The organism is Arthrobacter sp. MYb229, from assembly GCF_002975405.1.
Classification (GTDB): domain Bacteria; phylum Actinomycetota; class Actinomycetes; order Actinomycetales; family Micrococcaceae; genus Glutamicibacter.
In genome coordinates this window covers 763,928-785,584 of record NZ_PCPS01000001.1, presented here as the reverse complement: position 1 = coordinate 785,584, position 21,657 = coordinate 763,928, and the positions used below count along the sequence as shown (strand labels likewise).

General features: G+C 60.6%; 20 protein-coding genes. 13 read left to right on the top strand and 7 right to left on the bottom strand.

Annotated features, from left to right (window positions below; all coding sequences use genetic code 11):
* Positions 1-1,044 (top strand): MFS transporter, encoded by a 1,044-nt coding sequence (locus CQ019_RS03680; RefSeq protein ID WP_181148237.1) that lies wholly within the window; start codon positions 1-3, stop codon positions 1,042-1,044.
* Here the strand turns inward: CQ019_RS03680 and CQ019_RS03675 are convergent.
* Positions 1,041-1,487, bottom strand: a complete 447-nt coding sequence (locus CQ019_RS03675) for an Lrp/AsnC family transcriptional regulator (protein WP_105552288.1) — start codon at positions 1,485-1,487, stop codon at positions 1,041-1,043. The genes CQ019_RS03680 and CQ019_RS03675 overlap by 4 nt on opposite strands.
* A gap of 154 nt (positions 1,488-1,641) precedes the next feature.
* On the opposite strand from CQ019_RS03675, the gene CQ019_RS03670 reads away from it, so the two are divergent.
* From CQ019_RS03670 to CQ019_RS03645, 6 genes are all read left to right on the top strand, one after another.
* Complete coding sequence (locus tag CQ019_RS03670) at positions 1,642-2,370, top strand: LysE family translocator (RefSeq protein ID WP_105568942.1); 729 nt, start codon at positions 1,642-1,644, stop codon at positions 2,368-2,370.
* Positions 2,371-2,518: 148 nt separating this feature from the next.
* Positions 2,519-3,208 (top strand): energy-coupling factor ABC transporter ATP-binding protein, encoded by a 690-nt coding sequence (locus CQ019_RS03665; protein ID WP_105552290.1) that lies wholly within the window; start codon positions 2,519-2,521, stop codon positions 3,206-3,208.
* Positions 3,205-3,810 carry an energy-coupling factor transporter transmembrane protein EcfT gene (locus tag CQ019_RS03660; protein WP_096285104.1) on the top strand — a complete coding sequence of 202 codons (606 nt, stop codon included), beginning with the start codon at positions 3,205-3,207 and terminating at the stop codon, positions 3,808-3,810. Before CQ019_RS03665 ends, CQ019_RS03660 begins: the two co-directional genes overlap by 4 nt.
* 43 nt (positions 3,811-3,853) lie before the next feature.
* A complete protein-coding gene (locus CQ019_RS03655) occupies positions 3,854-4,429 on the top strand; it encodes a biotin transporter BioY (protein WP_096285106.1) in 576 nt (191 codons plus the stop codon).
* A gap of 4 nt (positions 4,430-4,433) precedes the next feature.
* Entirely contained in the window at positions 4,434-5,903 is a 1,470-nt protein-coding gene (locus CQ019_RS03650) for a class I adenylate-forming enzyme family protein (RefSeq protein ID WP_105552291.1), read from the top strand.
* Positions 5,840-7,072: a thiolase family protein gene (locus CQ019_RS03645; protein WP_105552292.1), complete on the top strand. Its 1,233-nt coding sequence runs from the start codon at positions 5,840-5,842 to the stop codon at positions 7,070-7,072. Before CQ019_RS03650 ends, CQ019_RS03645 begins: the two co-directional genes overlap by 64 nt.
* A 111-nt stretch (positions 7,073-7,183) precedes the next feature.
* Here the strand turns inward: CQ019_RS03645 and CQ019_RS03640 are convergent, their stop codons facing one another.
* Genes CQ019_RS03640 through CQ019_RS03620 form a run of 5 tightly spaced genes read right to left on the bottom strand, consistent with a single transcriptional unit; the run spans position 7,184 to position 11,873 of the window.
* Positions 7,184-7,528 (bottom strand): metal-sulfur cluster assembly factor, encoded by a 345-nt coding sequence (locus CQ019_RS03640; protein ID WP_096285112.1) that lies wholly within the window; start codon positions 7,526-7,528, stop codon positions 7,184-7,186.
* A 13-nt stretch (positions 7,529-7,541) separates the two neighbouring features.
* Complete coding sequence (sufC, locus tag CQ019_RS03635) at positions 7,542-8,300, bottom strand: Fe-S cluster assembly ATPase SufC (RefSeq protein ID WP_096285114.1); 759 nt, start codon at positions 8,298-8,300, stop codon at positions 7,542-7,544.
* A gap of 47 nt (positions 8,301-8,347) precedes the next feature.
* On the bottom strand, positions 8,348-9,628 hold the full coding sequence (gene sufD / locus CQ019_RS03630) for a Fe-S cluster assembly protein SufD (protein ID WP_105568941.1): 1,281 nt from the start codon (positions 9,626-9,628) through the stop codon (positions 8,348-8,350).
* Positions 9,629-9,630: 2 nt separating this feature from the next.
* Positions 9,631-11,091 carry a Fe-S cluster assembly protein SufB gene (sufB, locus tag CQ019_RS03625; RefSeq protein WP_105552294.1) on the bottom strand — a complete coding sequence of 487 codons (1,461 nt, stop codon included), beginning with the start codon at positions 11,089-11,091 and terminating at the stop codon, positions 9,631-9,633.
* Positions 11,088-11,873 (bottom strand): metalloregulator ArsR/SmtB family transcription factor, encoded by a 786-nt coding sequence (locus CQ019_RS03620; protein ID WP_105552295.1) that lies wholly within the window; start codon positions 11,871-11,873, stop codon positions 11,088-11,090. The genes sufB and CQ019_RS03620 overlap by 4 nt, the downstream gene beginning before the upstream one ends.
* Positions 11,874-12,061: 188 nt before the next feature.
* Between CQ019_RS03620 and CQ019_RS03615 the strand changes: the two genes are divergently transcribed.
* From CQ019_RS03615 to CQ019_RS03605, 3 genes are read left to right on the top strand one after another with little or no spacing between them, the layout of a single operon-like run.
* Entirely contained in the window at positions 12,062-13,018 is a 957-nt protein-coding gene (locus CQ019_RS03615; protein WP_105568940.1) for an ABC transporter ATP-binding protein, read from the top strand.
* Entirely contained in the window at positions 13,015-13,776 is a 762-nt protein-coding gene (locus CQ019_RS03610; RefSeq protein ID WP_105568939.1) for an ABC transporter permease, read from the top strand. The genes CQ019_RS03615 and CQ019_RS03610 overlap by 4 nt, the downstream gene beginning before the upstream one ends.
* A 27-nt stretch (positions 13,777-13,803) precedes the next feature.
* The gene (locus tag CQ019_RS03605; protein ID WP_105568938.1) at positions 13,804-14,811 is read left to right on the top strand and encodes a heme A synthase; all 1,008 of its coding nucleotides are present in this window, start codon (positions 13,804-13,806) and stop codon (positions 14,809-14,811) included.
* A gap of 367 nt (positions 14,812-15,178) precedes the next feature.
* Here CQ019_RS03605 and CQ019_RS03600 read toward each other — a convergent pair whose 3' ends face one another.
* On the bottom strand, positions 15,179-16,156 hold the full coding sequence (locus CQ019_RS03600; protein ID WP_096285128.1) for a heme o synthase: 978 nt from the start codon (positions 16,154-16,156) through the stop codon (positions 15,179-15,181).
* A 699-nt stretch (positions 16,157-16,855) separates the two neighbouring features.
* Here CQ019_RS03600 and tkt point away from each other — a divergent pair.
* The 3 genes from tkt to CQ019_RS03585 are packed head-to-tail and all read left to right on the top strand — an operon-like array spanning position 16,856 to position 21,654.
* Complete coding sequence (gene tkt, locus CQ019_RS03595; protein WP_105568937.1) at positions 16,856-18,958, top strand: transketolase; 2,103 nt, start codon at positions 16,856-16,858, stop codon at positions 18,956-18,958.
* A 17-nt stretch (positions 18,959-18,975) separates the two neighbouring features.
* A complete protein-coding gene (gene tal, locus CQ019_RS03590) occupies positions 18,976-20,079 on the top strand; it encodes a transaldolase (protein WP_105568936.1) in 1,104 nt (367 codons plus the stop codon).
* Complete coding sequence (locus CQ019_RS03585; RefSeq protein ID WP_105568935.1) at positions 20,080-21,654, top strand: glucose-6-phosphate isomerase; 1,575 nt, start codon at positions 20,080-20,082, stop codon at positions 21,652-21,654.
* The last annotated feature ends 3 nt before the right edge of the window (positions 21,655-21,657 follow it).

The window sequence follows — 21,657 nt, the reverse complement described above, 5'->3', positions numbered from 1 at the left end:
ATGACCGCTGGAACTCTGACCGGCATCACGTTTGCGCCGGCGCTGAGCCGAAGAGTCTCGGCCAAGAACTTGCTACTGGTGTTGCCGATAATTCTTGCCCTAATACTTGTCGGGCTAGGACTGTCCGTGTCGATACTGCACAGCGAGGCCTTAGCCTTCGTCGTGCTTTTCACCAATGGGCTGGTTTTTGGCTCCCTTGACATCACGATGAATGTCAATGGGGCCAAGGTCGAACGAAAACTTGGCAAGAGCATCATGCCTTCGCTGCACGGCTACTTCAGCCTCGGCTCATTGCTTGGTGCAGGAATCGCGACGGCCACCCTCAGCTTGGGCATCACCACCGCGTGGCACTTTATTTTGGTCGCCGTGATGATTATTTCCTTGGCACTCATAGCACAGACTGGATTCAGGGATTGGAACTACAACTATTCCCGTCCGCGAGACAAGTCCCAGCTGCAGACGTCCGGAGCGCGCTCCCACCGGGGCTTGCTGCTCTTGCTCGGGCTAATGGTTGCTGGCTTGAGCTTCGCCGAAGGGGCAGCCAATGACTGGCTGGCGGTGGCCTCGGTTGACGGCCATGGTTTGGACCACCCAAGCGGGGCCTTGATGTTCACCCTGTTCGCCGGAGCCATGACGATAGGCAGGTTTGCCGGTGGGCCGATCGTGGACCGCATTGGCACCAAGTGCTCGCTGATGATCATGGGAATGATCGGCCTCATTGGGATCGTGCTATTTATCCTGGGCGAAGATACGGCAACCCTAGGAGCGGGCGCCGTGCTCTGGGGTCTTGGAAGCGCCCTTGGCTTCCCTGTTGGCATGTCGATCGCTGCCTCACGTAGCGATCACCTCGGCCCAAGAGCAGTGAGCGTGATCAGCGCCTTCGGTTATGGCGCGATGCTCAGCGGACCTCCGGTTATCGGTTTCGTTGCAGATGCCACTGGCTTGCCGCAGGCGCTATGGATCATTGCGGGTATTCTGGTGATTTCGCTGCTCATCACACCTCGCGCAGCGCAATCTGGCAACGCGGTTGAAGTCAACCACTAGACCGGCAGGATCGCCCGCTCTTTGATATTTCGCATCACGATCGTGCTATTTAGCTTTTCCACTCCAGGCAGTTCGACTAGCACGTCATCGTATAGGTGCTGATAGTGCGTCAGGTCTTTGGCGTACACGCGAAGCAGGAAATCCGGTTCGCCAAACAGGCGCTGCGCCTCGACGATGAGTTCATCCTTTTCTACAGCCGCCTCAAAGGCCTTGAGCTGGGTGCGATCTTTCAGCGTCACGAACACCAACGCCTCGAAGGCCAGCCCTACGCGCTCAGGGGCGACAACGGCTTGATATCCGGCGATCACCCCCGTGCGTTCGAGTTCTCGAATGCGGCGGTGGCATGGCGCAACCGACAGTCCCACCTTGTTCGCCAAGGCGGTTGCACTCATCCGGCCGTCCAATTGCAGCTCGGCGATAATCGCACGATCCAATTTATCCATAGCACCAGCATACTACGCAATATTTTTGCGCCAATTCCACAATGATCGTAAAAATCGTGCTTATGTTTCCCAGTTTCAAGCAAAATCGGCAAACACTTTTTGATGAATATTTCCTACGCTTGCACTAGTACTGCTGGAACCACGAGGAGACACCTTGGATATCGCTCAACTAACCGGATTCCTCCTTGTCTCCATAACGCTCGCCTGCACTCCGGGTGCCGATTGGGCGTATATCATTTCTTCGGCCATTGGGCCCAAGGGATATTGCGCAGCAGTTTGGGGGCTACTCACCGGATATCTGTTTCATACCGCGCTACTGGTCTGCGGCGTAGCGGCACTTGTGGCCAGCTCGCCGCAACTCTTGCTATGGCTCACCATGGCCGGTTCCCTTTACCTTTTATGGCTTGGCGTCGTCACCCTCGCGAGCTGGAGGTCGGCGAAATTTTATGGCACCTCATCGCCTGCATCTTCCGAGTCCATGACTCCGGTGAATTCTTCAAGCGATCCCGCGGAGCTTCCCTTCGCGGCTACCGCCGTGCTTACCAAAACCCGTCCGCTGCTGAAACCTGGCGGCCCATGGCGCGGCGCGTTTTTCAAGGGCCTTCTCACCAGCGGCACCAACCCGAAGGCTTTGCTACTTTACCTTGCGCTCATTCCCCAATTCATTGACCGCTCTGCCACCTGGCCGCTATCGCTGCAGACCGGAGCGCTTGGACTCACGCACTTCGCCGTGTCAGTCCTTGTGTATTTCTCGATTGCCTTCGCCTCGCGTCTTTTATTACGCTCACGTCCACTAGCCGCACGCATAGTGACCGCATCTTCAGGAATCATCATGATCGGACTCTCACTAGTTCTTATCTACGAACAGTTCCTCGGCTTCTAAATATTTCTTGAACACCGATCAAGACAATTGAACAGTGATCAAGTATGCTCTTTTCTCAGTGGTTGAATCGGCCACGAAGAACGCAGCCCTACCGCCAACTAGCCACTGGTGTTTTACTGGGCGAACAAGTACGTCGCGATGGAGCATTGTGGAACTACCAGAGATCCAACTTGAGCAGGTCACCGTCAGCTTCGAGGACCGCACCGTCCTAGCTGATATCAATCTGACGCTCAACGAACGTCGCATCGGAATCATCGGCGCCAACGGCGCAGGGAAAAGCACCCTGTCGCGATTGCTCAATGCTCTCGTTGTTCCCACCTATGGCACGGTGCGCGTAGGCGAAATGAATACCTCCAAGCATGCAAAACAGATACGCCGCGATGTAGGTTTCGTCTTCCAAAACCCGGCAAACCAAATCATCATGCCGCTGGTGGCCGATGACATTGCGTTCGGCCTGAAGAACCTAGGGCTGTCAAAGGCCGACCGCAAGGTCCGGGTCGAGCAAACGCTAGACGAGTTGAACATCAAGCATCTGGCGGACCGGGAAAGCCATACCCTTTCAGGGGGCGAGCAGCAGATGGTCGCGCTGGCCGCCGTCATCGCAATGCAGCCACGCACGATCGTCTTCGACGAGCCAACGACCATGCTCGATCTGCGCAACCGGCTACGCTTCCAACGCGAAATTGCGCAGCTTCCACAGCGCGCGATCGTGATCACACACGATCTGGAACTGCTAGAAGATTTCGATCGCGTTCTGGTCGTCACCGACGGAACCATTGCATTTGACGGCCTTCCAGCGGACGCCATCGCTCACTACCGGCAGTGGAGCCACGTATGATCGCGGCACACAATACCTCCTACCTGGCAAAGCTTCCTGCCGGACTAAAGTTTGGCGCGCTCTTGGCTATCAGCATCGGGTTGTACCTGATCCCAAGTTGGCAAGCGCTTGTCGTGCTGCTCATTGGCAGCCTCCTGCTGCTGTTCAGCGCGCGAGTGAAATTTCAGCAATTGCGCACCGCCTTGATCACCTTGTTGCTGATCCTCAGCTTTGTCTTTATTTCGCTGGGCATGCAGACCAACTGGGAAAACGCTTGGGTGTCCGTGCTTCGATTACTCACCATGTGCATGTTCGCCTACGCCGTCAGCCTGACCACAACCTTCGACGCCATGCTGGAACTCTTTCAGCAGGTGGCCTCTCCCCTGCGTTATGTGGGCGCTAACCCGGCCCAAATTTCCTTGGGGCTATCTCTAGCCATTCGCTTCATTCCAGAGCTCAAGCGAGTTTATCTAGAAGTACGCGAGGCACAGCATGCGCGCGGGCTGGCCAACAATCCTTTGGCTGTGGCGGTCCCGCTGGTGATTCGCTCACTGCGAATTGCCGACGACACTGCCGAAGCACTGGAAGCTCGTGGGTACGACTCTGCCGACAAACTCAAATAACCTCGCCATCAGCTCTCGCAGCATCATTCGTTAGGACCCAACTATGGCAACTGCCACTTCTTCGCAAACCCGAAATACCGTCTACGTAGCTATTTTTGCTGCGATGATCGCCGCCATGGGACTTGTTCCCCCAATCGTGATTGGCATCGTTCCGGTGCCCATCACCTTGCAGACCTTAGGCGTCATGCTGGCAGGCGCGCTGCTGGGCCCCATCAGAGGCATGCTCTCCAGCCTGGTTGTGGTTGTCCTTGCCCTGGCAGGATTACCGCTCCTAGCAGGCGGCCGCGGCGGACTCGCGGTCCTACTCGGCCCAACCGGCGGCTACCTGCTCGGCTGGATCTTTGGCTCCTTGGTCATTGGCGTATTGTTCAAGTACTGGGTGCTTCGCCAGAAAAGCCAGGGCACACGCATCGTGACCGGACTGCTTTCCATACTGTTGGGTGGAATAGGCATCATCTACCTCTTCGGAATTCCCTGGACTTCCGTGGTGACCGGCCTTGACCTTGGCACCTCTGCGCTCGGTTCCCTGGCGTTCATCCCCGGGGATCTGATCAAGGCAGTGGTCGCCACGCTCGTGGCCGTCACCGTTCACCGCAGCTACCGGGGACTCATGCGCTAGATCCATGAATCTCGCCAGCCAGCTGCAGCATCACGCGCTCACTCGTCCAGATCACCCGGCGGTAATCAGCATTTCCCAGGTAATCGATTACGCAACCCTGTACGCCTCGAGCCACGATTTGGCTCAGGCATTGCAGCGGGATCCACGCATTGGCCGTCGCGTAGGACTCTACTGCTCGGATCCGGTCGCATTGGCCATAGGATTCCATGCCTGCGTGCTCGCCGGGGTGAGCGCCATGATTCTCGATCCGACCTGGCCTGCCGAAAAGCTGAAGACCACGCTCACGCAATTCGGGTCTCCGAAGGTCCTAACGGATCAGCCCGGTGAAGCGTCGGTGACAGAGCTTGGCCACACGGCTCTAGGCGTGCGCACGGTATCGGATCCCAGCCATGCGCTTGCGGACCTGGCCACACAGGCCGGCTCCGACTCCGAGCTTTTGCTCATCTTCACATCCGGATCCACCGGCAGCCCGAAGGCAGTTGTTCGCACCCGCCATTCATGGGAGCAGTCCATCAGCCGGTGCGCGGGGATTCTCGGGGCCAGCGAAGATTCCACAACGCTTGTTCCCGGTCCGCTCGCTCATGGCCTCGGCCTATATGCGCTGGTTGAATCGGTCGCGCTCGGCGGCACCCTAGTGGCACCGGGACGTTGGCAGGCCGGGCACGTTCGGCGACTATTGCAGTCAACCAGCTGTAACCGACTGGTTGCAGTTCCTTCGCTCGTGCGGTTGCTGCTCCAGCAGATTCCACTCCAGCGGCTCTCCGGGCTGCGTCACGTGGTCACCGGCGGCGAAGCCCTGAGCCTGGATCTGGCCCAGCAGATCCTACAGCTCTCGAAAGACGTAAATTGCATCGAATACTTCGGCAGCAGCGAGCACAGCCTGATTGCCTACCGCCAGCGCAGCCTTGAAGAAGTCGAGGAGAGCCCTTTCATGGGGACGCTCTTCGACGGAGTCCGGGCACATTTGCATGCACAGAATGGCACCGACGGGACAGGTCGGCTCATGATTCGAAGTGCCTTCAACGCCATCGGTTATGACCCGCAGGGCTCGGGCCAGCTAGAACGCTGCGAGGAAGCGACCGGAATCGGAGATATTGCCCGCTTGCTACCCGGTCAACGTATTCAAATCCTTGGCCGCGGCGGCGAGATGATGAACATCAATGGAAACAACGTCTATCCTGCGGAGATCACCAGAGCGCTCGAAGCGGCAGGCTTGAGGCAGTCGCTCGTTCTGGCGCACCGCCTGGCCCACGGCAAGACGGTGCTGACCGCCTATGTGCAACTTGCTCTTCACCAGCCACTGCCCGATCCATCTTCGGTCTCGCAGGCACTCCGCGAGATTCTGCCCGTTTATAAAATTCCCCACGACGTAGTGTTTTTGCCTTCTTGGCCACTGACCGCCAGCGGCAAATGCGATATTCAAACTCTTCCAGCACCAACAACATCCGGACTGAGAAAGCTGCGCTTGCGATGAATGAAGCCTTGATCATAGCCGCCAGGCGCACGCCAGTGGTGCGCTCAAATAAGGAATTCGCTCGTCTCGGAGCCGACCAACTACTGGGCAAGGTCTTTGACGCCTTGTTGGAGGACACTGGAATCTCCCCTGCAGACGTGGACCACGTCTTCGCGGGAAACGCGGCAGGACCCGGCGGAAACATTGCGCGCGTCGCAACGCAGGTTTCTCGGCTGCCTGACTCCGTGCCGGCGACTACCCTCGATGCCCAATGCGCGAGCGCGTTGGAGGCAATCGCAGCGGCAGCCAGAATGGTGCGCTGCGGCGAGGCACGGGCCGTGATCGCTGGTGGTGTCGAATCGGTATCCACCGCACCTTGGCGAATGGAGAAAAATGGGGATCCCGCTTCTCCGCCACGGATCTATTCGCGCGCCCGTTTTACCCCGCACCCGCAAGTCGACCCGGAAATGGGTGTGGCCGCGGAGAACATTGCCGCACAGTTCCAGATCTCCCGCACCGCCCAGGACGAGTTTGCCCTACGCAGTCACCAACGCGCGGTGCAAGCGCAGCAAGCCGGACGCTTCAACCAGGAAATCGTGCCGATTGGCACTCCTTCGGGAGTGGTCCAGTCCGATACCTGCCCACGCGAGGGATTGTCGGCCAAGAAACTAGCCTCCTTGCGTCCCGCGTTCGTTCCCGGCGGTACCGTCACGGCAGGCAATTCATGCCCTATAAATGATGGGGCCGCAGCGGTGTTGGTTGTCGATGCAGAGCATTATGCACGACTTGACGCACGGTTTGCCCTGAGATATCTAGGAACCGGCACCGGGGCCTGCGACCCACAAATCCTTGGCATGGCAGCGGTGCCCGCGTATCAAAAGCTTGCGCAGCTGCTCGGCGTCGACCGGCTAGGCAAGGCGGAACTCATCGAGTTCAATGAGGCGTTCGCCGTCCAGGCCTTGGCTTGCCTTGCAGAGCTAGGAATTGGCGCCTCAACGGTTAACCGTGATGGCGGCGCGCTTGCCTTGGGACACCCCTACGGTGCCAGCGGGGCTTTGTTGGCTACCCGGCTCTTTTGGCAGGCACGGGCCACCGCACGCGGCGATGAACTCTGTCTGGCCCTCATGGCCGCCGCCGGTGGCACCGGTACGGCGGTGGCTTTTGAATCGGTGTACACACAGCCCGACTAAAACCATCGGGCCAGGGACGGGGCTACAACCAGCGCAGATTCAACAAGCGGATTAAGAAAAGGCACCTTTCGAATCTTGAAAGATTCGAAAGGTGCCTTTTGGCTCTACAACTTAGATGTTGAACCCAAGGGCTCGCATCTGGTCGCGACCATCGTCGGTAATGCGTTCCGGACCCCAAGGCGGCATCCAGACCCAATTCAAACGATGCTCGTCGACAACGCTTTCCATCGCTTGGGCGACCTGCTCCTCGATAATATCGGTGAGCGGGCAAGCCGCGGTGGTCAGGGTCATGTCGAGAATAAGTGCGCCGTCTTCCGCGTACTTCAGACCGTAAAGCAGGCCCAAGTCGACGATATTAACACCGAGTTCCGGGTCAATGACGTCTTTGAGCGCCTCCTCTACGTCTTCCAACGGAGTCGTAGCGGCTCCCGTGCTCTGTTCGGTTGATTCACTCATGGAATTTACCTTACTAGGCCTTGACGTTGAGGAAGCGGTCGTAGCCTTCGTCTTCCAAACGATCTGCAAGTTCCGGGCCACCCTGCTCAGCGATGCGACCGTCAACAAACACGTGCACGTGGTCTGGCTTGATGTAGCGCAGGATGCGAGTGTAGTGGGTGATCAGCAAGGTGCCCATCTGGTTATCATCCTGAGCGCGGTTGACGCCCTCGGACACGGTCTTCAACGCGTCAACGTCGAGGCCCGAGTCGGTCTCGTCCAAGATGGCGAACTTAGGCTTGAACAGTTCCATCTGCAGGATTTCGACGCGCTTCTTCTCGCCGCCGGAGAAGCCTTCGTTGACGTTACGGCCAGCGAAGTCCGCATCGATCTTCAGCTTCGCCATGGCTTCCTTGACGTCCTTGGTCCAGGTACGCAGCTTCGGAGCTTCGCCGTCGATTGCGGTCTTGGCGGTACGCAAGAAGTTGGTCATGGTCACGCCGGGGACCTCGACTGGGTACTGCATGGCCAGGAACAGGCCGGCCTTGGCGCGTTCGTCAACGCTCATCTCCAGCACGTCGACGCCATCAAGGGTAATCGAACCCGAGGTGACCTTGTAACGTGGGTGGCCGGCGATGGTCGAGGCCAAGGTGGACTTGCCCGAGCCGTTGGGGCCCATGATTGCGTGGGTTTCGTTGGTGTTGATGGTCAGCGAAACACCCTTGAGAATTTCCTTCTCACCCTGCTCGGTGTCGATCGAGACGTGCAGGTCTTTGATTTCCAGAGTAGACATACGTCGTTCCGTTTCTATATCTAAAAGGCTGGTAGAACCGGCACTACCTAGAGGGTAGTGGTTGCCAATTCTTCTTCGATGGTGTCGGTCAGGCGCTCCTGGAGCTGCTCATCACCGATCTGCTGGACGATTTCGTTCAGGAAGCCACGAACCACCAAGCGGCGTGCGGTCTTCTCATCGATACCGCGAGCCATCAGGTAGAACAGGTGCTCGTCGTCGAAGCGTCCGGTGGTGGAAGCGTGTCCGGCACCGTCGATCAGGCCGGTCTCGATTTCCAGGTTAGGCACCGAGTCGGCACGGGTGCCGTCGGTGAGCACCAGGTTGCGGTTCGCCTCGTAGGAATCGGTTCCCACGGCAGCCTTCCGGATCAGCACGTCGCCAACCCAGACGGTGTGCGCGTTCTTACCCTGCAAGGCACCCTTGTACAGCACGTTCGACTTGCAGTTCGGTACCGCGTGGTCGACGAACAGGCGGTGCTCCAAGTGCTGAGCGGCGTCGGCGAAGTACAGGCCGTAGAGCTCGATCTCGGCGTGCTCTCCGGCAAAACGAGCCGAAGGGTTCACGCGCACCAGGTCGCCACCGAAGGTGACCACGATGTGCTTGAAGGTTGCGTCCTTGGCCACCGAGGCCTGCTGCGAGGAAGCGTGGATTGCATCCGATTCCCAAGCCTGCAGCGAGACAACGCGCAGACGAGCGCCCTGGCGAACATCGAATTCGATATTCTGCGCCAGCACTGCCGAGCCTACGTGGTCGATAACGACCATGGCTTCGGAGTTCTCTTCCGCCACGATGATCAGGTGCTGAGCCGCTGGATCCAGCGACTCACCGGTGATGCGCAGGACGCTCTTCACATCTTCGGCGTTAGCCGGGATGGTGAGCACCTGTGCGCCGTTGGAGTACTTCCAACTGTTGGCCGACACGCGGTCATCAGGGGTGAAGGCGTTGCCGCGGATCGCGTCGTCTGCCGCGACGGTGCGCAGCGAGACGTTGTCGGAACCGGTCAGTTCAACCTTCGGTGCCTTGCCGGTCAGTTCAGCGGTGTGCAGGCCACCGATGCGCTTGAGCGGGGTGAAGCGCCAGTCTTCTTCGCGTCCGGTCAGCTTGGGGAAATCTTCGACGTTGAAGCTGGTCAAACGACCGGCACGTGAAGAATCCGTCACACCTTCGCCGCCGCCGTGGCTGTGGCTCTTGGCCGAGTCGCCGGCAAGTGGGGAGGTGGCGCTGTCGTTCAATGGCGAAAGGTTTTCGCCCTCTTCTGTGAAGCCCGGGATGGAGGGGGCGCCAATGCGCGCCTTCTCATCGGGAATCTGAGTAGTGGTCTCGGACATTCTTAGCCGACCGATCCTTCCATCTGGAGTTCAATAAGGCGGTTCAGTTCCAGCGCGTATTCCATTGGAAGTTCACGGGCGATTGGCTCAACGAAGCCACGCACGATCATCGCCATTGCTTCGTCCTCGGCCAGGCCGCGGGACTGCAGGTAGAACAGCTGTTCTTCGGAAACACGGGAAACCGTTGCCTCGTGGCCCATGGTCACGTCATCCTCGCGGACGTCGATGTATGGGTAGGTGTCCGAACGCGAAATCTGGTCAACCAGCAGCGCGTCACACACGACCGAGTTCTTGGTGCCCTTGGCACCCTCGCGAACCTGGACCAGACCGCGGTAAGCGGAGCGGCCACCGTTACGGGCCACCGACTTGGCGACAATGGTGCTGGAGGTGTTCGGAGCGATGTGAACCATCTTCGAACCGGTGTCCTGGTGCTGGCCTTCGCCGGCGAAGGCGATGGACAGGGTCTCGCCCTTGGCGTGCTCGCCAACCAAGTAGACAGCCGGGTACTTCATGGTGACCTTGGAGCCGATGTTGCCATCGACCCACTCCATGGTGGCGCCCTCTTCGCAGACGGCACGCTTGGTCACCAGGTTGTACACGTTGTTCGACCAGTTCTGGATCGTCGTGTAGCGGACGCGGGCGCCCTTCTTCACGATGATTTCCACGACCGCCGAGTGCAGCGAGTCCGACTGGTAGATCGGGGCGGTGCAGCCCTCGATGTAGTGGACGTAGGAGTCCTCGTCGGCGATGATCAAGGTGCGCTCGAACTGACCCATGTTTTCCGTGTTGATACGGAAGTAGGCCTGCAGCGGGATCTCCACGTGTACGCCCTTGGGGACGTAGACGAAGGAGCCACCGGACCAGGTCGCGGTGTTCAACGAAGCGAACTTGTTATCGCCTGCTGGGATGACCGAGCCGAAGTATTCCTTGAAGATGTCTTCGTGTTCCTTCAACGCGGTATCCGTGTCGAGGAAGATGACGCCCTGGGCTTCGAGGTCTTCACGCAGCTGGTGGTAAACAACCTCGGACTCGTACTGAGCAGCTACGCCGGAAACCAGACGCTGCTTTTCAGCCTCTGGAATGCCTAGCTTGTCGTAGGTGTTCTTGATGTCTTCGGGCAGGTCTTCCCACGTGGTGGCCTGCTTTTCGGTCGAGCGAACGAAGTACTTGATGTTGTCGAAGTCGATGCCCGAGAGGTCTGGACCCCAGGTAGGCATCGGCTTGCGGTCGAAGTACTTCAAGCCTTTCTGGCGCAGCTCCAACATCCACTCAGGTTCTGACTTGAGGTTGGAAATGTTAGCTACAACATCGGCATCAACGCCGCGACGTGCATTCGCACCCGCGTCGTTCTTGTCTGACCAGCCGTATTCGTAATTACCGATTCCGTGGAGTTCGGGGTTCTTCTCCAGAATATCGGAAATTACACCTGGGTCGGCAGACTCCTGTGCAATCTGATCCGTCATCGCGGCCTCTCCTGCTTCGTGAACTTGATTCGAGTTCTCTTCTCAGCGCGTATTGGCGCCTTTCCGCGACCCACAGGGATGTGGGTCGTGCACACATGTCCGCCGCCGGCTAGCGTCGACAGCCTTCTCACGTCGACACCGACCAGCCGGGCAAACATTTCAGTTTCCATGTCGCAAAACACCGGAAACTCGCGTGCCAAATCTTGTATGGGGCAATGCCCCTGGCACAGCTGAACGCTGCGCATTAGTGCTGTTGAAACCTTCGCTTCAACCTTGCGGGTGTAGCCAACGAAACCATCGGAGCTAAGTAATTCGCTTAGCTTCGCTGCTCGCTCCTCCAACCCTTCAACACCGTCTAACGCTTTCGCATAGCGGCTTTCCATCGTCGCGAAACGGTCCTGGGCGAATTTGCGAATCGCATCTTCTCCCGCCGCATCCCCCAACACCTTAAGTGCCTGGGTGGCGATATCCAGGTAGTCATTGCCCAGTTTTGTCTGTCCCCGGTGCGAAAGTACGTACCGACGGGACGGACGGCCTGCGCCCGACTTCTGGTTGGCTACCAGCTTCACCTCTACCAGTCCGGATTTGGACAAGGCATCGAGGTGACGCCGAACCGCCGCGGGCGTGAACCCGAGCTTGGTGCCAAGCTCGGCTGCACTGACCGGTCCATCTTCAAGGACTGCGTTCAGAACTCGGTCTCGCGTGCGCTCCTCAGTATCCCCAACCGCGTCAACCGTAGTGCCAGTTGTGGTACTAGCTGTGTCTGAATTAGATGAATACACAACACAAGCATGCCTATATTTTTAGCCTACGTCTAGTAAGGAAGGACTTACTAAGGTAGAGCTTGTCACCTTGGAAATCTCGCGGATTTTCTCTTCCGCTACAACCATCATCCTCCGCACGCAAAACGAACTCGAGCCTTCGTGACAAAGGACTCAGAGCCCTTGACTTCGACATGACGTAGAATGCTGTGGTGTCTTCAGTTACTCCCAGCCTCATCATCAATGAGCTGAGCAAGGATCTGGGACCGGTTCCTGCGCTGAATAATCGCATGCTCAGGGTCCTGGATTCCGTCTCCCTCAAAGCTTTCCCCGGGCAGGTCACCACGCTTCTCGGCTCCAATGGCGCCGGCAAGTCAACGACCCTCGCCTGCGCCCAGGGGCTTATGCGCCCTGTAGGCGGAACGGTGCAATTGCTCGGCCAAGATCCCTACGGGGACAATCCGGCCCTCCGCTCGCGTGTCGGCGTAATGCTGCAGGACGGCGGGCTGCCTCCCTCGATGCGCCCGGTTCCGTTGCTGCGCCATGTCGCGGCCATGTACAAGAACCCAATAGATATCGATGCGCTGATAGTGCGTTTAGATCTCGAATCCTTTGGCAGCCGCACCATCCGCAGGCTTTCAGGCGGCCAAAAGCAACGCGTCGCTTTGGCCCTGGCGCTGGCCGGGGACCCCGAAGTCTTGTTCTTGGACGAGCCAAGCGCGGGTCTGGACCCACAGTCGCGTCAAGTAGTTTTCGATCTGATCAGCGAACAGCGCGACGCCGGCAAGGCGATCGTGCTCACCACCCATCTGATGGATGACGCGCAACGCCTGAGTGATTACGTGTACATCATCGACAAGGGCCGCACCGTTGCGCAGGGCACCGTCGCAGAATTGACGACGCTGGCCGCCGCCGAGCATGAGACCCGCCCCGTGGGTTTTGGCGCGGCACCTGGCCTCACGCTCCCGCAACCCCCCGCAGGCCTGCACTTGAGCGAAACCACTCCCGGCGAGTACCACTTGACCGGGGTGAGCACCGCGGAGCATCTGCACTGGCTCACCAGCTGGTGGGCACGCGAGGGAATCCTGCCTAAGCATATGAATCTGCAGGCACGTAGCCTCGAAGATGTTTTTCTGGAATTCGCGCAAAAGGAGGAACCCGCATGAGCCAGACTATTGCCAAATCCAACGCGGTTTCCACCCCCAAGCGCATCGCGCTCCAGGGCAAATACGAAACGATCATGATGCTCAGCAATGGCGAGCAACTAGTGCTCGCGGTGGTGCTGCCTATCATCGCCTTGTTCGGGCTGACCTTTACCGACTTGCTCGAAGGCGTTGCCCCGCGCAGCATTGATGCCGCCGTCCCGGGCGTGCTGGCCTTGTGCGTGATCTCTACAGCCTTCACGGGCCAGGGCATTGGAACGGGCTTCGACCGCCGCTATGGCGTGCTGCGGATGTTCTCCACGACTCCCCTGGGAAAGACCGGCCTGATTTTCGGAAAGGTCATCGCGGTGCTCACCGTGCTGGCCATCCAGGTAGTCCTCATCACCCTTGTGGCCTTGCTGCTCGGATGGGAGCCAAACCTGTTTGGAATCCTTCCGGCAATTTTATTCTTGCTTCTCGGAGCAGCCGCCTTCACCGCCCTGGGGCTGTTGATTGCGGGCACCGTTCGCCCCGAAGCCACCTTGGCAATCACGAATTTGGCGTGGATCCTGCTCGCCGGCGTGGGCGGGGTGCTCTTCCCGCTGAGCATGGCGCCGCATTGGATCCAGCCGACCCTGGACGCCTTGCCCTCTGCCGCACTCGGCGACGCCATGCGCTCGGCGCTCATTGAAGGCCGGTTCAGCATCGCAAGCGTAATCTTCTTGGTGCTTTGGGCCGCCGCTGGTTCATTTGCCGCCATCAAACTATTCAAGTGGAACTAACCAGAACACCATGAAGGGGAGATTTCCATGTCTTCAGACCTAGCTAAACGAAGCTGGGCTTCCAAGTTGCTCGCCAAGATCGGTGACCTCTTCGGAATCATTGTCGCTGCCGCCGTCGCATGGCTAGGCACTATGCCGCCGAAGGTCACCCGCATCGTCCACGGCCTGGCAATTGCCTCCTTGGTTTCGCAGATTGGGATCATCGTCACCGGTGGTGCGGTGCGATTGACCAAGTCCGGCCTCGGCTGCTCGCACTGGCCCAACTGCGTCCCGGGGTCGATGACCCCGGTTCCAGAAATGGGCTACCACGGGCTGATCGAGTTCGGGAACCGCCTGCTGACCTTCGTCCTGCTTGCAATTGCCGTGGCTTTCTTAATTTCAATCTGGAATATGCGCAAGAGCCACCCTTCGATCTTCAAGCTCGCAGTGGTGCTGCTGGCGGGCATTCCGGCTCAAGGCGTGATCGGCGGCATTACCGTCTGGACGGATCTGAACCCCTGGGTTGTTTCTCTGCACTTCATACTTTCGGGCACGCTGGTTTGCCTGGCGACGATCTTGGTCAACCGAACCCGCCGCGAGCTGAAGCATGACATCACCCCGCCAACGACGAAGACCATTGGGCAATTCGCGACGGCCGCTTGGGTCCTGTCGATGCTTGCCGTCATCATGGGGACGATCGTGACCGGAACCGGCCCGCACGCCGGCGACGCCACCGCTCCCCGGCACCTCTTCGATCCCCTGCTGGTCACGCGCATGCACACGGCCCCGGTGTACTTGCTCGTCCTTGCCACGGTGATCGTCCTGGTGCTGGCCTACCGCACCGGAGGCAACGCCAAGCTCCGTGCGGCCAGCTGGTGGTTGGTCCTCGTCATTGCCCTGCAGGCGGCCCTCGGTTACATCCAGCATTTCACCGGGCTCCCCATCGGCTTGGTCCTTCTGCATATGCTCGGTGCGAGCCTGCTGATGGTCGCCTCCACGAACCTCTGGGATCGTGCGGCCAGGCTGCCGAAGAGCGAGCGCGTCGAGCAGCACTAACTTCGCAGGCAGTATGGCAAAAGGCTGGAAACCACCTGGTTTCCAGCCTTTTCTCTATCCGCATGGGCTAGCGCCTGCTCTGCGAAGCATGCTTTCCACCAGCCACAAGGGCGGCAACGAGCATACCTTCGGTCGAATCCCGCGACCAACAGTGTATCGCCGCGTCAAAGTGCGCGACCCAGTGGGTGGTTCTGCCCTTGAGCACGATGGCCTCCGCAGCGGCCAGAGGACGGGATGCCTAGAGCCAAACCGGGAGCGCGGCCAGTTAGAAATTTCCGGAAGCAGCATCAGCGACAGTCGGATCGGGTCCAAAGAGACAAAAATCCCCGCCTCCAACTCAATGGAAGCGGGGATTTCAGAGTATTACTTAGCCAAACAGCGGGCTGCCGACGAACGGGTCAATAGCCAGCGCCAGGAACACGATCGATAGGTAAGTGATCGAAATATGGAAGACCTTCATGGCCTTGCGATTCATCTCGGCAGGGCTGTGATCGCGCTGAGCTTCGCGGTAGAGCACATGTGACTCGTAGACGAACCATACGCCTGCCCCGCCGGCAATCGCGGTGTAGACGATGCCCGCATAGCCCATGGGCAGCAGCAGCAGGGAGCAGACCACCGTGGCCCAGGCATAGAGAACTACCTGCACCGAAACACGGCGGGCGTTGGCGATCGCTCCTAGCATCGGCACCGAGGCGGCGTTGTAATCATCTGCATACTTCATGGACAGTGGCCAGTAGTGCGGCGGGGTCCAAAGGAAAATCACCAGGAATAGGATGATCGCTGGCCATTCCACGGTCTCGGTGACCGCCGCCCAGGCGATAAGGACCGGCATGCAACCGGCAATGCCGCCCCAGACGATGTTCTGCGAGGTGCGGCGCTTGAGGATCATCGTGTAGAGAACTACGTAGAGAAGGATCGCGGCAAGTCCCAGGGCCGTGGCCAGCGGATTGGTGCCGAACCAGAAGACTACGAGCGATGCGATCGCCAAGACCCAAGAGAAGATCAGGGCCTCGCGCGGGGTGACGTCACCGGTAACCAAAGGCCGCCCCTTGGTGCGCTTCATCAACTTATCCATGTCGCGATCGAGGTAGCAGTTGAATGCGCTTGCCGCGCCGGCGGCCATGGCACCGCCAAGAATGGTAGCAACCATCAACCAGACGGCAGGGAAACCGCGCTCTGCGAAGATCATTGTCGGCAAGGTGCTCACCAGGAGCAGCTCTACGACGCGAGGCTTGGTGAGCGCCAGATAGGCACGGGCCTTGCGCTTGGCAAAATCCCCAGCATTTTCGTCAGGTTGGCGCGATGAGCGCGGTACTAACGATCCGGCGACGCTAAGAGTCTTCAATTAAACGCACTCAGTTCTACACGGGTACAAGACAGACACCACCTATTCTACGACGAATAGAACTCAGACGGTAGTTGCTTGATGTAAGTATTCAAGGCCAACTCCGTGATTCCGGTCATCTTTACCCCCTCCGACATCATCCAGGAGCAGCCGCGCACGCTTCGCAATGCTGGACGACCTCCGCCAGCCGGCACCCGCGCCGCGCGGCGGCACCGCCATCCCGTCCCGAATAAACAATCTTCAAAGTTTGTAATTCAAAGACAAACAAGAATATAACGTTGTTGACCAAGGGTTTTCCCAAGCTTCAAACGCAACCTCGCCTGGATGTCCAGTGCGCTCCGCGCGATAACCATTTCCCCACGGCCCCGCCCGGCCACGGCGCGGCATTCGCGCCGCGCCGGAGCGCAGCAGAAGGTCCCTAATTCAGTTCGCCCGGTCATTGCCGCAACCCGGGCCGCGGGAGGCTCGCCCTCCGGTTGTGCTCTCGGCAATGTTCGATGGGTCAAAGATTGATGCAAAATGTGCGTGTCATGTTTGTTCAACCCATACAGTCGTAGAGCGATTCGCGATACAGTGGACACTAATCGCGCCGTCGCCACCTGATACCCCAAAAAGCTCGACTACGGGTAGCAGGGTCGACGGCGTATTGCGTGTCAGCGGGATAAACCCCGTCCAAGCCTGAATGGAAGGAACGCCGCAGTGGCGATTGAATCCTTAGTAGAAGAGTTCTCACTTACCGAGTTGGATCATAAGGCCATCGACACCACTCGTGTCTTGGCAGCCGACGCAGTAGAAAAAGTTGGCAACGGCCATCCCGGTACCGCCATGAGCTTGGCTCCGGCTGCGTACCTGATCTTCCAGAAGCACCTGCGCCACGACCCGAAGGATCCGAACTGGATCGGTCGCGACCGCTTTGTGCTCTCCCCCGGTCACACCTCGCTGACCCTCTACCTGCAGCTCTTCCTCTCGGGCTACGGCCTGGAGATGGAAGACATCGAAGCGCTGCGCACCTGGGGCGCGAAGACTCCGGGCCACCCGGAATACGGCCACACCGCCGGCGTGGAGATCACCACCGGCCCCTTGGGCCAGGGCCTGGCCTCGGCCGTTGGCTTCGCTTACTCCCAGCGCCGCATGCGCGGCCTGCTGGATCCGGCAGCAGAAGCCGGCACCAGCCCGTTTGACCACACCGTGTACGTCATCGCCTCCGATGGCGACCTGCAGGAGGGCGTCACCTCCGAGGCCTCCTCGCTAGCGGGCCACCAGGAACTGGGCAACCTCGTCGTCATTTACGATGACAACAAGATCTCCATCGAGAACGACACCGACATTGCGTTCACCGAAGACGTGCTGGGCCGCTACGACTCCTACGGCTGGCACACCCAGCGCGTGGACTGGACCGTCACCGGCGAATACGTCGAAGACATGCACGCCCTGGACGCCGCGATCCGCGCCGCCAAGGCCGAGACCTCCCGTCCCTCGATGATCGCGCTGCGCACCATCATCGGCTGGCCTTCGCCAACCAAGCAGAACACCGGCGGCATCCACGGTTCGAAGCTCGGCGGCGAAGAAGTCGCAGGGCTGAAGAATGTTCTGGGCTTCGACCCGGAGAAGTCCTTCCACATCGATGAGGAAGTACTCGCACACGCTCGCGAGGTAGTGACCCGCGGCGCAGCGCTGCACGAGTCCTGGAACGAGACGTTCGAGGCGTGGAAGCGCGCCAACCCCGAAGAGGCAGCGCTGCTTGAGCGCCTGCAGGCAGGGGAACTGCCGGAGGGCTGGACCGAAAAGATCCCGACCTTCGAACCGGGTTCCACCATGGCTACGCGCGCCGCTTCGGGCAAGGTCATCAACGCGATCGCCGATGAGCTGCCCGAACTGTGGGGCGGCTCCGCGGACCTCGCCGGTTCGAACAACACCACCATCGCCACCGCGAAGTCCTTCGCACCCGAGCGCCGCTCCACCGATTCCTGGGATGCCAGCCCTTACGGCCGCGTCCTGCACTTCGGCATCCGCGAGCACGCCGCCGCGTCGATCGTGAACGGCATCGTGCTCTCCTCCCCGACCCGCGCGTTCTCCGGAACCTTCCTGATCTTCTCGGACTACCAGCGTCCGGCCATCCGCCTGGCCGCCTTGATGGGCATCCCATCGATCTTCGTCTGGACCCACGACTCGATCGGCCTGGGCGAGGACGGCCCGACCCACCAGCCGGTGGAGCAGCTCGCCTCCTTGCGCATCATCCCGAACTTCGACGTCGTCCGCCCGGCAGACGCCAACGAGGTCGCCTACGCATGGCGCGGCATGCTGGAACTGACCGACACCCCATCGGGTATCGTGCTCTCCCGGCAGAACCTGCCGATCTATGACCGTTCGACACCAGGCTTCCGCGGCGCCGAAGGCACCCTGAAGGGTGGCTACATCCTGGCCGAGGCAGTCCGCGAGGGCGCCGAGACCACCCCGGATGTCATCTTGCTGGCCACCGGCTCCGAGGTCGAGCTGGCCGTAGAGGCCCGCGAGGCACTGGCCGCGAAGAACATCGCCGCCCGCGTCGTCTCGCTGCCGAGCTTCGAATGGTTCGCCAAGCAGGACGCCGCCTACCGCGAAGAGGTGCTCCCGGCGGCCATCACCGCCCGCGTTTCGGTGGAAGCCGGCGTAGCCCAGGGCTGGCGCGAGCTGGTCGGCGCCGCGGGCGAAATCATCTCCCTGGATCACTTCGGTGCATCCGCAGACTACAAGAAGCTCTACAGCGAATTCGGGATCACCACCGATGCAGTTGTCGCAGCCGCCGAAAAAGTTGTTAAGTAAAGGAACTGGCACACATTATGAGTAACCCAAATACCCAGGCCCTGTCCGACGCCGGCGTTTCGATCTGGCTGGACGACCTTTCCCGCGAGCGTTTGACCAGCGGTTCGCTGGCCAAGCTCATCGAAGAGCAGAACGTCGTCGGCGTGACCACCAACCCGTCGATCTTCGCCGCGGCACTGACCAACGCAGCGGTCTACGGCGAGGCCATCGCCGAGCAGCGCCACAAGTCGGTCGAAGACGCGATAACCGAGATCACCAGCGACGACGTTGCCGCCGCCTGCGACCTGTTCCGCCCGATCTACGACTCCAGCAACGGCTTCGACGGCCGGGTGTCCATCGAGGTCGACCCGCGTCTGGCCCACGACACCGCGCAGACCATCGTCCAGGCCAAGGCCCTGCACGAACGCGTAGCCCGCGAAAACGTGCTCATCAAGATCCCCGCCACGCTGGCCGGCCTGGAGGCCATCACCGAAACCATCGCGGCGGGCATCAGCGTCAACGTCACCCTGATCTTCTCGCTGGAACGCTACCGCGAGGTCATCAACGCGTACCTGATCGGCTTGGAGAAGGCCAAGGCCAAGGGCTTGGACCTGTCCAAGATCCACTCGGTCGCCTCCTTCTTCGTTTCCCGCGTGGACTCGGAAATCGACAAGCGCCTGAACGCCATCGACACCGAGGCGGCACTGGCCCTGCGCGGCCAGGCCGGTGTGGCCAACGCCCGCCTGGCCTACCAGGTCTTCGAGGAGACCTTCGCCTCGGCACGCTACGAAGCGCTGGCAGCCTCCGGGGCCAATGTGCAGCGTCCGCTGTGGGCTTCGACCGGCGTGAAGGATCCTGCCTACCCATCCACCCTGTACGTCACCGAACTGGTGGCACCGCAGACCGTGAATACCATGCCGGAAAAGACCCTGGAGGCTACCGCCGCGGAGGCGGAGATCCGCGGAAACGTGGTTTCCGGCAGCTACGCCCAGGCCAACGGCGTGCTCGACGCGCTGGCGGCCCAGGGCGTGGACTACAACGAGGTTGTGTCGCTGCTCGAGGTCGAAGGCGTTCAGAAGTTCGACGTCGCCTGGAACGAACTGCTCGAGGACATGTCTGTGGCTTTGAAAGAGGCCAAGTAGATGGAGTTGGGCTTAGTTACTTCCGGCGCGGCCCTCGCCTCGGTCGACCGGCTGCTTCCGCAGCTCATCGAGGCCAAGATCGGCAGCCGCATCGCCGGCCAGGACCCCACCGTGTGGGGCGCCGAGGCCGAAGCCGAGTCCGCCATGCGCCTGGGCTGGGCTCAGCCCTTCGAAGCCGCCGCGAAGCTGCTTCCGCAGATCCTTGAGCTGCGCGAGCAGCTGCTGGCCGAGGGCCTGACCCGGATCGCCCTGTGCGGCATGGGCGGCTCCTCGCTGGCACCCGAGGTGATCACCGCGCATGACGAGGTCGACCTGGTCATCTGCGATACCACCGACCCGCAGATGGTTTCCGAGATCGTGAACACCGAGCTGGAGCGCACCGTCGTGGTCGTCGCCTCCAAATCGGGGTCCACCGTGGAAACCGATTCGCAGCGACGCGCCTTCACCGCGGCCTTCGAGGCCGCCGGCATCGATCCGGCTACCCGACTGGTGCTCGTCACCGATCCGGGTTCGCCGATGGACAATCCGGAAGGCGTGCGCGCGGTCTTCAACGCCGACCCGAATGTGGGCGGGCGCTACTCGGCGCTGACCGCCTTCGGGCTGGTGCCTTCGGGACTTGCCGGGGCCGATATCGAAGCGCTGATCGAAGAGGCCGGGTTGATCTCGGACCTGCTCAGCGGCGACGACGAAGACAACATTGCCTTGCACCTAGGCGCCGCGCTGGTTACCGCCGGCCGCGACAAGCTGGTTATCGCGGAAATCGGCGACGCCCTGCCGGGCTTCGGGGACTGGGCCGAACAGCTCATCGCCGAATCCACCGGCAAGCTCGGCAAGGGAGTGCTCCCCGTGGTGGCCCACGCGGACGCGCCCGAGCTGGAGCAGGTGGCCGCCGACGTGCTGCCGCTCTACCTGCACGAGCAGCTGCCCGCGGAAATCGATGAGGAGGCCACCGCGATCCACCTCAGTGCACCGCTGGGCACCTCGTTCATGATCTTCGAGTACGCAACCGCCGTGGCCGGCTACCTGTTGGGCATCAACCCGTTTGACCAGCCGGATGTCGAGGCCGCCAAGATTGCCGCGCGCTCGCTGCTCGACGCGCCGGCCGCCGGATCCCCGGATGCGGTGGACGGCAGCGTCGAGCTGTTCGGCACGCAGGCCGCGGACCTGGCCGGCGCGCTCGATGCGCTGACCGCACAGCTGGGCGAGGATGGCTACCTGTCCATCCACGCCTACCTGAACCGCCACGGCGACAAGGAGCTGGAGGCGCTGCGCGACCTGCTGGCCGAACGCACCTCACGCCCGGTGACCTTCGGCTGGGGACCACGCTTCTTGCACTCCACCGGCCAGTACCACAAGGGCGGCCCCCGCCAGGGGGTCTTCCTGCAGGTCACCGCGAACCACGAGCAGGACCTGGAGATCCCGGGCCGCGCCTACAGCTTCGGCGGTTTGATCACCGCCCAGGCTACCGGCGACGGCGCGGTGCTCGCGGACGCCGAACACGGCCGTCCGGTGCTGCGCGTGAATCTAACCGATCGCGCCGCGGGTATCGCGGCGCTGCTTGAGGCTGCGAGCTAACAA

Excerpts from the sequence above, each read along its gene's own strand:
- CQ019_RS03680 (WP_181148237.1), top strand. The coding sequence starts at position 1 with ATGACCGCTGGAACTCTGACCGGCATCACGTTTGCGCCGGCGCTGAGC.
- CQ019_RS03675 (WP_105552288.1), bottom strand. The coding sequence starts at position 1,487 with ATGGATAAATTGGATCGTGCGATTATCGCCGAGCTGCAATTGGACGGC.
- CQ019_RS03660 (WP_096285104.1), top strand. The coding sequence starts at position 3,205 with ATGATCGCGGCACACAATACCTCCTACCTGGCAAAGCTTCCTGCCGGA.
- CQ019_RS03655 (WP_096285106.1), top strand. The coding sequence starts at position 3,854 with ATGGCAACTGCCACTTCTTCGCAAACCCGAAATACCGTCTACGTAGCT.
- CQ019_RS03650 (WP_105552291.1), top strand. The coding sequence starts at position 4,434 with ATGAATCTCGCCAGCCAGCTGCAGCATCACGCGCTCACTCGTCCAGAT.
- CQ019_RS03645 (WP_105552292.1), top strand. The coding sequence starts at position 5,840 with ATGCGATATTCAAACTCTTCCAGCACCAACAACATCCGGACTGAGAAA.
- CQ019_RS03640 (WP_096285112.1), bottom strand. The coding sequence starts at position 7,528 with ATGAGTGAATCAACCGAACAGAGCACGGGAGCCGCTACGACTCCGTTG.
- sufC (WP_096285114.1), bottom strand. The coding sequence starts at position 8,300 with ATGTCTACTCTGGAAATCAAAGACCTGCACGTCTCGATCGACACCGAG.
- sufD (WP_105568941.1), bottom strand. The coding sequence starts at position 9,628 with ATGTCCGAGACCACTACTCAGATTCCCGATGAGAAGGCGCGCATTGGC.
- sufB (WP_105552294.1), bottom strand. The coding sequence starts at position 11,091 with ATGACGGATCAGATTGCACAGGAGTCTGCCGACCCAGGTGTAATTTCC.
- CQ019_RS03610 (WP_105568939.1), top strand. The coding sequence starts at position 13,015 with ATGAGCCAGACTATTGCCAAATCCAACGCGGTTTCCACCCCCAAGCGC.
- CQ019_RS03605 (WP_105568938.1), top strand. The coding sequence starts at position 13,804 with ATGTCTTCAGACCTAGCTAAACGAAGCTGGGCTTCCAAGTTGCTCGCC.
- tal (WP_105568936.1), top strand. The coding sequence starts at position 18,976 with ATGAGTAACCCAAATACCCAGGCCCTGTCCGACGCCGGCGTTTCGATC.
- CQ019_RS03585 (WP_105568935.1), top strand. The coding sequence starts at position 20,080 with ATGGAGTTGGGCTTAGTTACTTCCGGCGCGGCCCTCGCCTCGGTCGAC.